The organism is Nonomuraea recticatena (assembly GCF_039533245.1).
GTDB classification, from domain to species: domain Bacteria; phylum Actinomycetota; class Actinomycetes; order Streptosporangiales; family Streptosporangiaceae; genus Nonomuraea; species Nonomuraea roseola.
Genome location: NZ_BAAATE010000026.1, coordinates 112094 through 123881, shown reverse-complemented (window position 1 = coordinate 123881; position 11788 = coordinate 112094). Strand labels below are relative to the sequence as shown.

The following is an 11788-nucleotide window of genomic DNA, read 5'->3' as shown; positions in this document are numbered from 1 at the left end:
ACCAAAGGAATCCGTCCAATGGACGGGGTTGTGCATCATGCACTGGCTTTTAACACACTGTTGAGTTCTCAAGAAACGGACGCATTCACCGTCACCCGCCCGGTGGCACTCGCTTCGTTATGTCTTTATTCTTTCAGCTCCCCCGGTCGGAGTCAAATTGACTCTTTCCGAGAAATCATCGGGAATTCCGACGCCCCGTCTCCGGGGCAACCCCTCAAACTTACTTCGACATTTGATTTCTGTCGAACCGGCCCGAGGAGGGCAGCCGACGGCCAACGCCGGCTGGGTGGGACTGGTGAACTCTATGTACGCCTCCGCCACCCGTCAAATCAACGTCCGCCATTCCGGTCACAGGTGTCGAAGAGGGACAGTTCGTCCGCGTCGGGAGCCTGGAAGAGGGCCGCGTACCCCGCCATCATGGCCTCGGTGATCGCCACCGTGCCTCGGCCCCCTGCCGCGGACCTCTCCTCGACCCTGCGGCACAGCTCCTCCATCGGCACGTCCAGGTAGCGAAGTTCGACGGGGACGCCGAGCGTTCGCGCGCCGAGCCGTTTCTCGTCCCTCTCCACCCTGCCCCAGAATCCGTATTCGAGGATCACGCTCGTCCCGAGGGCGAGCAGCTCGAGAGCGTGCCGCCACAGCTGCCGCTCCAGAAGGTCGCGCGCCTCCTCGTCGAACAGGTCGATTCCCAGCTCCGTCAGCCACTCGTCGGGGCACAGCCGTACGGCGGGCAGTTCCTCGGCCAACCGCCTGGCCAAGGTGGTCTTACCCGAGCCCGGCAACCCACACAGCAGAACCAGCCGGACGGAGCCTCCAGAAGCAGAGCCACCCGAAGCGCGCCCTCCCGAAGCGGAGCCACCCGCAGCGCACCCTCCCGAAGCCGGATCGTCCTGTGCACCCGGGGAGATGGGCACCGAATCACCTCATAGTCTTTGCGGGTGGATCTCGAGGCAGAGCTGGCGCGCATGGCCGGCGCGTACGGCGGGACAGGCGAGCCCGTCACCCATCCCACCAGAAGCGACGTGGTGGTCGTCCGCCGCGGCGAGGTGGTCGTCAAGGCGCACTCGGTCCGCGACGATCCCGAGCTCCTGCGGATGCGGTTGAGGGCCGCGAACGCTCCGGCGCTGACCGGCCTGCTGCTGACCTCGCTCGATCCCGAGGTGCGCACGGTGGGCGACAGGGCGGTGACCGTCTGGCCCACCGGCGTGCCCGTCGGCCGTGACGACCCCGACGCCGCTCCGTGGGAGGAGGGCGCGCGGCTGCTGGCGCGCCTGCACGCCGTACCGCTGACGATGATGCCGCCGCTGCCCGAGGCCGCCGGGCCCGCGCGCATGGTGCGGGCGGTGGAGGCGATGCCGGGGCACGGCGCCGCCCAGCGGACGGTACGGCGGGCGTACGCCGCCCTCCCCGAGCCCGAGCCCGTCCCCCGGCTGCTCACCCACGGCGACTGGCACCTGGGGCAGCTGGTGAGAAGGGGCGACAGGTGGCTCCTGATCGACGTGGACGACCTGGGCACCGGCGATCCCGCCTGGGACCTGGCAAGACCGGCCGCCTGGTTCGCGGCGGGGCTGCTCGAACCCGAGCTCTGGAGCCGCTTCCTCGACTCCTACCTGGCCTCGGGCGGTCCCGCGCTCGATCCGGCCGACCCGTGGGCGCGGCTCGACCTTCCCGCCAGGGCGCTGACCGTCCAGCTCGCCGCCGTGGCGATCGGCCATGCCGAAGCCGAGGAGCGGGAACTGGACGAGGTGGAGCAATCGTTGATCCAGTCGTGCGGCAGGATTGTCGGCCTCAGGCAGGGCTGACATAGTGGCGCACGCACGACCGAGGAAAATCCCGCCCAAGGGCAAGGAGATCAACCTGATGCAGTGCCCCAAGTGCCGCGGAAGCATGCGGACTTATGAGCGCAACGGGGTCCACATCGAGCAGTGCGAGAACTGCCGAGGGATCTTCCTGGACTACGGCGAGCTGGAGACCCTGACTCGCATGGAGTCCCAGTACCACACCCCGCCCGCCGCGCCTCCCGCGCACGGAGCTCCCGCGCACGGGGCTCCCGCCTGGGGCGCGCCCGCTCCGCACTACGGTGGCGGGCACTACGGTCACCGGCGCAAGAAGGACAGCTTCCTCGGGATGCTGTTCTCCTCCTAGGACCTGGTGAAAGGGCCGCGACCTCGACAGAGGCCGCGGCCCTTCCCATGTCACGCGCCGGAGGGTCAGCCGGGGAAGGCTCCAGGGTCGACCGTCTTGGTGGGGGCGTTGCCGCCGCTCACCGTGTGGAGGGTGACGCGCCAGTCGTGCCATCTGATCTGGGTGGAGGTGTAGGTCGTCCTGAACCGCACCGACTTCTCGAACTGCTCGAAACTGCAGGTACGGGAGAAGGCGCGCCCGTCCCAGTCGGCCCCGTGGGTGAAGAAGACCTCGTAGGTCCCGTCGCGAACCCCTCGCACCTTGAACGACGACTTCCTGCGCAGGTAGACGCTGAACGCCTTGGCCTTGCCGCGCAGCACGGTGACCACCGCGTCGCGGGAGGCGCCGTTGTCGATCTGCAGGGAGCCTCGCCCGTCGCGCCGCCCGCTGCGCAGGAACGTGCCGTTGGCCAGGCGCCTGTTCTGCTTCTTCGCCACCTTCACCGGCACGACGTCGGCCGGGTAGTCGCCGAGCGCCCGCAGCGCCTTTCCCGTCTGGTCGAGCATCTGCAGCTTGCCCGACAGGTCAGCGAACACGCCGCCCGCCGTGCAGACCGTCATGGATCCCACCCTGCCCAGGGTGGTGCCGAGCTCGGTGGTGAAAGCGCGCAGGCTGGCGACGTACGCCTCGTGCTGGACTCTGGCCTCCACGGGGGGCGCGAGGGCAGACAGGCTCTCCGAAGCGCCGCGGAGGGTCTCTTCGGCACGTTCCACACGGGCGTCGAGCGTCTTGATGCTCTTGGCCGAGGCCACCTGGGAGAGCGCCTCGCGGACGCCGTCGCGATGCTCGCCCAGCGCTTGCCTGTAGGCGTCGGCGGTGAGCGCGGCGGGGGTGGCCTCGCCGGTCGAGGGGGAGGCGCCCGATGGCGTCGGCTCCCCCTGGCCCTGGACAGTGGAGGTGCAGGCCGTCAACGCCAGCATCGCCACGGCGAGCGTGCAGGAGATCAACCGGGGGGCAACCATCTGCCACACTATCGCCCGGCTGATCCCCTGCCGTCAATTTACGGTTCGGTCAGTCCACTGTCGCGATCCTGCTGGAGCCATCGGGTGATCCCGAGCCCCTCGAGGAACGGCAGATCGTGGCTGGCCACGATCAACGCGCCCCGGTAGGCGGCCAGCGCCTGCGACAGCTGTCTGACGCTGGCCAGGTCGAGGTTGTTGGTCGGCTCGTCCAGCAGGAGCAGCTGGGGCGGCGGCTCCGCCGACAGCAGCGCCGCCAGCGTCGCCCTGAACCGCTCGCCGCCCGACAGCGTGCCCACCGGCTGCTCGGCCCTCGCTCCCCTGAACAGGAAGCGCGCCAGGCGGGCGCGCACCTGGTTGGGCGAGGCGGTAGGGGCGTGCGCCCGCACGTTGCCCACCACGCTCAGCGCCTCGTCCAGCAGGTCGAGCCGCTGCGGCAGGTAACCGACCGGCACCTGCGCGCCCGCCTCGACGATGGCCCTGAGCAGCGTGGTCTTGCCCGAGCCGTTGGGCCCGAGCAGGGCGATCCGCTCAGGTCCTCGCACCTCGAGGCGCTCCATGCCGGTAAGGCCCCGCAGGTCGAACGACAGGACCATCCGTCCCGCGGGCACCTCGGTCTCGGGCAGCGAGATGCGGATCTCGGCGTCGTCCCGCACGGCCTGTTCGGCCTCGCTCAGCCGCTCACGCGCCTCCTCCAGTTTCTCGGTGTGCATGATGCGGTGCTTGCCCGCCGACACCTGGGCCTCGCGCTTGCGCGCCTGCATGATGATCTTCGGTTCGCGCTTGTTGGCGTACATCTTCGCGCCGTAGCGCACCCTGCGATCCAGCTTGGTGCGGGCGTCCAGCAGCTCGCGGCGCTGGCGGCGCACGTCCGCCTCCGCCGTCCTGACCAGGCGCTCGGCCGTCTGCTGTTCGGCTTCGAGCATGCGTTCGTAGTCGGACAGGTTGCCGCCGTACACGCGCACGCTCCCCTCACGCAGCTCGGCGATCTGGTCGACCTGTTCGAGCAGCGCCCTGTCGTGACTGACCACCAGCAGCACGCCCTGCCACGCGCCGACGGCGGCGTGGAGGCGCCGCCTGGCCGACAGGTCGAGGTTGTTGGTGGGCTCGTCGAGCAGCAGCACGTCGGGCCTGCGCAGGAACTGCGCGGCCAGCCCCGCCATGACGGCCTCGCCGCCCGACAGGGTCGCCACCGTGCGGTCCAGGCCGATGCCGTCGAGCCCGAGCGAGGACAGCGCGCCGAGGGCGCGCTCCTCCACGTCCCAGTCGTCGCCGACGGTGGTGAAGTGCTCCTCGCGCACGTCGCCCGACTCGATCGCGTGCAGCGCGGCCCTGGTCGCGCTGATGCCGAGCAGGTCGGAGACGGTGAGCTCGGCGCGCATGGGCAGGTTCTGCGGCAGGTAGCCCACCCTGCCGGCCACGCTGACCGTGCCGGTGGCGGGGGTGAGCTCCCCCGCCACGAGTTTGAGCAGGGTGGACTTGCCCGAGCCGTTGGCTCCGATCAGGCCGGTACGGCCGGCAGGGAAGGCGGCGTCGAGGCCGTCGAGCACCTGGGTCCCGTCGGGCCAGCCGTACGAGACATGGTCGATCACCACGGAGAATGACATGAAAGGCTCCCGTCAGAAAAGTCGAAACTTTGTGACATGGCGGGAACCACCGCGAAGACGCCCGAGGTCCAGGTGCGCACGTGCCCAGAGACAGGGCGGAACGGCGCGGTGCCCGCGACCTCAGAACCTCACGTCAACAGCCTCCACGGCTCGGTGATACGACCCCGGTAGGTTACGCGACCGGAAATCCGCAGGCAAGGGTGATCACCGGAGTTTCGCGATCACCTCGTTGGCCGCGCGCTCCCCCTCGGTGGCGCCGCCGTTCATGAAGCCCTGGAAGTCGTAGGAGGTGTGCTCGCCCGCGATGTGCACGTTGCCCTGGGGCACGCCCTCGTACCCGGCGTACCTGTGCAGGTAGCCGACGGGCCAGTAGGAGTAGGCGCCGAGCGCGTGCGGGTTCTTGTGCCAGGCCGACAGCTGGGCCCTGCCGTTCCACTGCGCCTTGGTGCCGGGGAAGACGGTGTCGATGCCGTCGAGCACCGAGCCGGCGAGGGTTCGGACGTAGGGGTCGGTGTGCGTGGGGAAGGCCGTGGAGGGGTCGAGCGCGCGGGCGGCGGCGCCTCCGCCGTACTGGATGAGGACGCCGGTGGCGCCGGCCTGCGCCTTGGTGGTGTCCCAGCACTGCTGCCACGGCTGGTCGGTGAAGCAGTCGCCGGCCGACACCCCGTCCCACGGTCCCGTGCCGAGCCAGGGGCGGGTGGAGAACTGCATGTTGAGCTTGGTGACGTGGCCCATGCGGGCGTCACGCAGCAGGTTGGTCATCCTGGCGTCGAAGCCCGCCCTCGACAGGTCGAGACCCTGCAGGATCGGCAGCGGCACGGTGAGCACGGTGTGGTCGGCGGTGACCGTCCTGCCGCCGTCGAAGGTGAGCGTCTGCGTGCCGTCGGCATTGGCCCGTACGGCCAGCAGCCGCCATCCGGTCCGCACGCTGCCTGAGGGGAGCGAGGCGGCGATGGCCTGAGGGAGCTGGTCGTTGCCCCCGACGATGTGGTAGCGCTCGTCCGACAGGCCCCAGACGTTGAAGTGGCCGGGGTTGGGCTGGTAGCCGAGCAGCAGGACCAGCGCGAGGGACGACTGGTCGGTGGTCTCGGCCCCGTACTCCACGTTGTAGGCGACGTCGAGGAACCTGCCCAGGTCGGAGGCGTATCCGCCCGGCACGCGCGAGTCGATCCACTCGCGGATGGACATGTTGTCCAGGGCGATGCCCTCAGGCGTGGCGTTGTTCCACATGACCTCGCCCGCGGCCATGAGGTCGGCGTGGAGGTCCTGGTACATCTCCTTGAAGTCGGCGTCGGCCTGTGAGCGCGGGTAGTAGTGGCCGTTGACGTGCAGGACCTCCTCGGCGCCGTTGGGTCCCGAACCCGCGAAGTTGACGGTGCCGAGGCCGAAGCGGCGGCACAGCTGGAGCATCTTCTTGTGCTCGACGTCGATGAGCTCGCCGCCGATCTCGGAGGTCTGGCCGTTCAGCCAGAGCGAGCGCTGGGTGTACATCCGGCCGCCCACCCGGGTGTTCGACTCGTAGACGACGGGCTCGGCCCCCGCGTCGCGCAGGGTGAGCGCGGCGGTCAAGCCCGCGATCCCCGCGCCGACGACGGCGATCCTGGCGGGCCTGAGCGGCGGCTTGGGAGCGTCCGCGACGACGTCGGCGAGGGCCGCGGCAGGGGTGGCGGCGAAGGCGGTCGCGCCCAGACCGGCGAGGGCGGCGCGCCTGAGCAGCTCGCGGCGGCCGAGCCCGCGCACCTCCTCGACGGGCATGCCCAGGCGGCGGGCGGCGTGGTGATCGGCGGCGATGCGCTGCAGGGCGCGCAGTGCGGCGGTGCGAGGCATGGGGGGTGCGCCTTCCTGTTGGTGTTGTCGCCAAGAGTGAAGACGGAGGCGTTCACCGAACAGTCGGCACAACGTAACCGATCAGGACCATCGACTGACACACTGCGTTCGGCCTAGAGTGCGCACCAAGCCGTCACCCCTCACCGGAGGTCAGGAATGTCCAGCATTCCCTCTCTGCTGCGCGACCGGATCAAGGCCACGCCCGAAGCCGAGGCCTATCGCCATCCAGCGGGATCAGGCTGGGCCTCGCTGACGTGGGCCGAGGTGGGCGAGCGGGTCCGCCCGCTGGCCCTCGGCCTGGCCGGTCTCGGCGCGAGCGCCGAGTCGCGTGTCTCCATCCTCTGCTCGACCAGGCTCGAATGGGTCCTCACCGATCTGGCGGTGCTCGCCACGGGCGCGGCCACCACGACGATCTATCCCTCCAACACCGCCGCCGAGTGCGCGTTCGTGATCAACGACTCGGGCAGCACGCTGGTGGTCGCCGAGAACGACGACCAGGTCGCCAAGCTGGTCTCGGTCCGCGACGAGATGCCTGACCTGCGCCACGTGCTGGTCGTCGACGGCACCGCGAGCGACGACGGCTGGGTCATCCCGCTCGACCAGGTCAGCGGCGAGGGCGACTTCGACGCCATGGTCGACGCGATCAAGGAAGAGGACCTGGCGACGCTCATCTACACCTCGGGCACCACCGGCAGGCCCAAGGGCGTCGAGCTGACCCACGACAACTGGCTCTACGCCGCGGAGGCCGTCCGCAGGATCGACCTCATCGGCCCCGACGACCTGCACTACCTGTGGCTGCCGCTGTCGCACTCGTTCGGCAAGCTGCTGCAGGTCGTGATGATCGACATCGGCGTGCCGACCGCGATCGACGGTCGCCTCGACAAGATCGCCGAGAACCTGGGCGAGCTGCGGCCCACCTTCATGGCCGCCGCGCCGCGCATCTTCGAGAAGATCCACAACACGGTGGCCGCGACCGTGCGCCGTGAGGGCGGCGCCAAGCTGCGCATCTTCGAGTGGGCCAAGCAGACGGGCATCAGGGTCAGCAAGGCCCGCCAGCGAGGGGCGGCGATCCCGCTGACCACCAGGCTGGAGTACGCCCTCGCCGACCGGCTGGTCTTCGGCAAGCTGCGGGCCCGCTTCGGAGGGCGCATCCGCTACTTCATCTCGGGCTCGGCGCCCCTGTCGCAGGACATCGCCGAGTTCTTCGACGGCGCGGGGCTGACGATCCTCGAGGGGTACGGCCTCACGGAGTCGTCGGCGGGCAGCTTCCTCAACAGGCCCGACAGCGTGAGGTTCGGCACGGTGGGGCCCCCGCTGCCCGGCACCGAGGTGCGCATCGCCGAGGACGGCGAGGTCCTCATCGGCGGGCGCGGCGTCATGCGGGGCTACCACGGCCTGCCGGAGGAGACGGCCGCGACGCTCGATGACGGGTGGCTGCGCACCGGCGACATCGGCGAACTGGACGAGGCTGGGCGGCTGCTCATCACCGACCGCAAGAAGGAGCTGATCAAGACCTCGGGCGGGAAGTACGTCGCGCCGACCTACATCGAGGGTCGCATCAAGGCGGCGTGCCCGTACCTGTCGCACGTCTTCGTCCACGGTGACAGGCGCAACTTCTGCACCGCGCTGGTGACGCTGGACATGGAGGTCGTCAAGCCGTGGGCGGCGGCCGAGGGCCTGCCCGAGGAGGCGGAGAAGCTGCGCGAGCATCCCCGGATGAGGGAAGAGGTCGCCAAGGCGGTGAAGCAGGTCAACCAGACGCTGGCCAGCTACGAGACGGTCAAGGAGTTCGCGATCCTGGGGACGGACTTCTCGGTGGAGACCGGGGAGCTGACGCCGAGCCTGAAGGTGAAGCGCAAGGTCGTGGAGCAGCACTTCGGCGACACGCTGGACGCCTTCTACAAGGACGCCAACCTCATCTGAGATCCCTGAGCCCGCGCCCTCTCCCGGACGCGGGCCGGGGTTCTTCAGCAGCCTGGGAAGCCCGGCCCGCGCCCCGTGGGATGGGGTCGTGGGAGGTCATCTGAAGACGTGGAGGGAGCGGGGGCGTTTGGTGAAGACGAGGGGGCTGTGGGCGGTGAGCGTCTCGCCGTCGCGGGCCAGCCGAATCTCCCCCGACGGCGTCTCGACCCGCACCGTGTCGGCCTGCCACTGGCGGTAGTGGCGCGACAGGGCGAGCCGTCCGGCCACCACGCTGCCGAAGGCGCGCACCCTGGGCAGGGTGCGGGCGGCGGTCATCAGCCTGATGTCCAGCACCCCGTCCTCCAGCCGGACCCGCCGTCCCGGGGCGGCGCCGCGCGAGCCGTACCTGCAGTTGCCCACGAACAGCAGCCACGCCCTGTACGGCACGCCGTCCACGACCACGTCGAAGGGCGCCGCGTCGCGGCCCAGCACCTCAGCCAGCGCCCACAGCAGCGCGGGCCACTTGCCGATGCGTTTCTGCCTGGCCTCGCGCCGGTCGACGAGCTCGGGGTAGATGCCGACGCTGGCGTTGTTGACGAAGACGCCTCCCGCCACTTCGCCCACGTCGACCGCGACCAGGTCGCCTCCCCTGTAGGCGGCGACGGCCTCGTCGGCGTCCTCGATGCCCAGCTCCGTGGCGAAGTGGTTGAGCGTGCCCGCGGGAACGACCAGCAGGGGGCGTCCGTGCTCGAGGGCGGCCAGCGCGCCGCTGTTGACGGTCCCGTCGCCGCCCGCGACGGCCAGCGCCTTGCCCTCGGCCTTGTCCATGGATTCCAGCGGGACGAACTGCGCGCGGGGAAAGGCCTCGCGCAGGGTGCGTGCCGCCTCGCTCTCCTCCTGACTGACCACGACGGCGAGGCCGTCGCCGAGGGGGTCGAGGTCGAAGGAGGGCGCCGTGGCCGAGGCTCTGGCCCTGCCCGCCTCCCCCGCCTCCGGCCAGATGCGGCGGGTGAGCAGGCCGGTGGCCACGCCGATGGCCACGCCGGCCAGCACGTCGCCCGGGTAGTGGACACCGGTGTAGACGCGGGAGAAGCACACCGCCCCGGCGAGCAGCGCGACGGGCGCGGCGACGACGGCGGGGGCCTCCAGCGCGACGGCGGTGGCGAAGGCCGCCGCCGAGGCGGAGTGTCCGGAGGGGAAGGAGGCCGACAGCGGCATCCTGAGCAGCCTGGTCATGGGCAGCGAGTCGGCGACGGGGCGTTTGCGGGCGAAGGCCTGCTTGCCCGCCAGGTTGACCAGGGGGCTGGCGAGGCTGACCGCCAGCAGCCCTCTGGTGGCCGCCCTGCGCAGGCGCCGCCTGCCGCTGAGGGCGAACCCGCCCGCGATGCCCGCCCAGAGCAGGGCGTTGTCGGCGGCCCGCGACAGCGGTGGCAGGACGCGCTCGAAGCCGGGCAGCCTGGCCTGCGCGACGGAGGCGTACAGGTGCTTGTCGAGCCGGTTCAGGCGTGATCGGAGTCGCATGTGTATCTCTTGCCCAGCTTCGTCGACGTTTACAGGACGCGTTTGGCTCCCGGCAGGGACCGCACCAGGTAGGCCAGGCCCCAGCACAGCGGCAGCGCGAGAACCGCGACGACGGCGAACTTGACGACCGCGGCCGCCTGCAGCCCGCTGAAGGCGTAGGAGAGGCCGACCAGCACGACGGGGTGGATGAAGTAGACGGTGTAGGCCTGCTCGGACAGCACTCTTGGCCGGAAAGAATAAAAACGACCGATCGGTCATATTGTGTTAGCGTGGACGCATGGCAGATGGGCGAAGGGTGCGGGGGCAGCGCAGCCGCGAGGCGATTCTCGGCAGCGCGGTGGCGCTGGCCTCGGTCGACGGCCTGGGCGGCCTCAGCCTGGGCAGGCTCGCCGAGGCCGCGGGGGTCAGCAAGTCAGGTTTCTTCGCGCACTGGCGCGACAAGCAGGAACTGCAGCTCGACGCGGTCGAGTGGGCCGCGCGACAGTGGGTGGAGCACGTCATCGTCCCCGCCTCCGCCGCGCCGAAGGGCGTGCGCAGGCTCTTCGCGCTGCACGAGGCCAGGCTCGCCTTCTACAGCGACGGCGTCCTGCCAGGCGGCTGCTTCTTCTTCGTCGCCCAGGTCGAGTTCGACGACAAGCCGGGCCCGGTCAAGGACCGGGTCGCGCAGGCGATGAACGACTGGCTCGGCTACCTGGAGCACACCGTCAGGGAGGCCGTCGACAGGGGCGAGCTGCGCGCCGATCCGGCTCAGCTGGCCTACGAGATCGAGGCGCTGGGCGAGGCCGCCGTCACCCACTCCCGTCTGCGCGACGGCCCCACCGCCTTCGCCCACGCCCGCAGGGCCGTCCTCGACCGGCTGCGAGCGCTCTCACCGACACCCGAACTCCTTCCGGAGGACTGACCTTGTCCCACACCCGCCCCGTCCAGGTGCACTTCGACGACCTCGACGCCATGGGCCTGCTGCACAACGCCCACTACTCCGTCCTGGTCGAGCGCGCCATCACGGCCTTCTGGACCGAGCAGGGCTGGCACTTCGACCCCGCCCGCTCTCGCTTCAAGGACGTCTTCTTCGCCGTCCGCGAGTTCACGATCACCTACCACGTGCCGATCATGGGCGCCGGCGAGCCGCTGGTGCACTTCTGGATCGAGCGGATGGGCAACACCAGCGGCGTGTACGGCTTCCGCGTCCTGTCGCCCGACGGCGAGACCGTCCACGCCGAGGGCCGCAGGGTCAACGTCAACATCGACCCCTCGACGCTGCGCCCCACCCCCTTCAGCCCGGAGATCCGCGACGCCGCACAGGTCCTGGCGGCGTGAGGAGGAACGGCGGGCCGAGCGGCCGCGGGGCGGCAGGCGCCGCGACGGGCGCCCGCGTGAGGAGAACCCGGTGGATCGCCGGGCCCGAGCCGAGAGGCGCCGATCCCGTCGTGGTCGCCCTCACCGCCTTCCGCCTCCACCGCGGCGCGCACCTGCCGCGCGCCTGCCTGGCAGGCTGGCGGCTCAGCCGCCTGTGGCCGGGGCTGGAGGGCGCGGTCGGGCTGTGGCTGTGGGCCGAACCTGGCGCGCGCCGCATCGGGTCGGTGTCGGTATGGCGCTCCGAGGCCGACCTCAGGGCCTTCGTGCGGCTGCCCGCCCATGTCGCGATCATGCGTGCCTACCGGGGCAGAGGCAAGCTCGTCTCGGCCACCTGGACGAGCGGAGCGCCTGACCTCTGGGAGGAAGCCAGGTCACACGGGGTGGAGTATTCCGAACCCCCCGGGTGACAATTCGCGCCCCGGCCTGCCTGGA

12 protein-coding genes are annotated in these 11788 nt (G+C 70.5%); 6 read left to right on the top strand and 6 right to left on the bottom strand.

Annotated elements, in window-relative coordinates; translation table 11 throughout:
* Nucleotides 1-329: 329 nt before the first annotated feature.
* Complete coding sequence (locus tag ABFX50_RS36630) at nucleotides 330-914, bottom strand: P-loop nucleotide/nucleoside kinase family protein (RefSeq protein ID WP_346153049.1); 585 nt, start codon at nucleotides 912-914, stop codon at nucleotides 330-332.
* A gap of 24 nt (nucleotides 915-938) precedes the next feature.
* Here ABFX50_RS36630 and ABFX50_RS36625 point away from each other — a divergent pair, with 24 nt between their 5' ends.
* Both ABFX50_RS36625 and ABFX50_RS36620 read left to right on the top strand, forming a co-directional pair.
* Nucleotides 939-1802 (top strand): phosphotransferase, encoded by an 864-nt coding sequence (locus ABFX50_RS36625; protein WP_346153047.1) that lies wholly within the window; start codon nucleotides 939-941, stop codon nucleotides 1800-1802.
* Nucleotides 1803-1860: 58 nt separating this feature from the next.
* A complete protein-coding gene (locus ABFX50_RS36620) occupies nucleotides 1861-2145 on the top strand; it encodes a TFIIB-type zinc ribbon-containing protein (protein WP_183659565.1) in 285 nt (94 codons plus the stop codon).
* A gap of 65 nt (nucleotides 2146-2210) precedes the next feature.
* On the opposite strand, the gene ABFX50_RS36615 is transcribed toward ABFX50_RS36620, so the two are convergent.
* The 3 genes from ABFX50_RS36615 to ABFX50_RS36605 all read right to left on the bottom strand — a co-directional run bounded on the left by ABFX50_RS36615 (nucleotide 2211) and on the right by ABFX50_RS36605 (nucleotide 6577).
* Nucleotides 2211-3146 (bottom strand): hypothetical protein, encoded by a 936-nt coding sequence (locus ABFX50_RS36615; protein WP_346153045.1) that lies wholly within the window; start codon nucleotides 3144-3146, stop codon nucleotides 2211-2213.
* Between the two features lie 38 nt (nucleotides 3147-3184).
* Nucleotides 3185-4750: an ABC-F family ATP-binding cassette domain-containing protein gene (locus ABFX50_RS36610; protein ID WP_346153043.1), complete on the bottom strand. Its 1566-nt coding sequence runs from the start codon at nucleotides 4748-4750 to the stop codon at nucleotides 3185-3187.
* Between the two features lie 204 nt (nucleotides 4751-4954).
* Entirely contained in the window at nucleotides 4955-6577 is a 1623-nt protein-coding gene (locus ABFX50_RS36605) for a flavin monoamine oxidase family protein (RefSeq protein ID WP_346153041.1), read from the bottom strand.
* A gap of 156 nt (nucleotides 6578-6733) precedes the next feature.
* Between ABFX50_RS36605 and ABFX50_RS36600 the strand changes: the two genes are divergently transcribed.
* Nucleotides 6734-8500 carry an AMP-dependent synthetase/ligase gene (locus ABFX50_RS36600; protein WP_346153039.1) on the top strand — a complete coding sequence of 589 codons (1767 nt, stop codon included), beginning with the start codon at nucleotides 6734-6736 and terminating at the stop codon, nucleotides 8498-8500.
* 96 nt (nucleotides 8501-8596) lie between these two features.
* Here the strand turns inward: ABFX50_RS36600 and ABFX50_RS36595 are convergent, their stop codons facing one another.
* The gene (locus tag ABFX50_RS36595) at nucleotides 8597-10000 is read right to left on the bottom strand and encodes a bifunctional phosphatase PAP2/diacylglycerol kinase family protein (RefSeq protein WP_346153037.1); all 1404 of its coding nucleotides are present in this window, start codon (nucleotides 9998-10000) and stop codon (nucleotides 8597-8599) included.
* Between the two features lie 29 nt (nucleotides 10001-10029).
* A complete protein-coding gene (locus ABFX50_RS36590; RefSeq protein ID WP_346153036.1) occupies nucleotides 10030-10221 on the bottom strand; it encodes a hypothetical protein in 192 nt (63 codons plus the stop codon).
* Between the two features lie 56 nt (nucleotides 10222-10277).
* Between ABFX50_RS36590 and ABFX50_RS36585 the strand changes: the two genes are divergently transcribed.
* Genes ABFX50_RS36585 through ABFX50_RS36575 form a run of 3 tightly spaced genes read left to right on the top strand, consistent with a single transcriptional unit; the run spans nucleotide 10278 to nucleotide 11763 of the window.
* Nucleotides 10278-10901 carry a TetR/AcrR family transcriptional regulator gene (locus ABFX50_RS36585; RefSeq protein WP_346153034.1) on the top strand — a complete coding sequence of 208 codons (624 nt, stop codon included), beginning with the start codon at nucleotides 10278-10280 and terminating at the stop codon, nucleotides 10899-10901.
* A gap of 2 nt (nucleotides 10902-10903) precedes the next feature.
* Nucleotides 10904-11317: an acyl-CoA thioesterase gene (locus tag ABFX50_RS36580; RefSeq protein ID WP_346153032.1), complete on the top strand. Its 414-nt coding sequence runs from the start codon at nucleotides 10904-10906 to the stop codon at nucleotides 11315-11317.
* Nucleotides 11318-11373: 56 nt separating this feature from the next.
* Nucleotides 11374-11763, top strand: a complete 390-nt coding sequence (locus ABFX50_RS36575) for a hypothetical protein (protein WP_346153030.1) — start codon at nucleotides 11374-11376, stop codon at nucleotides 11761-11763.
* Nucleotides 11764-11788: the final 25 nt, after the last annotated feature.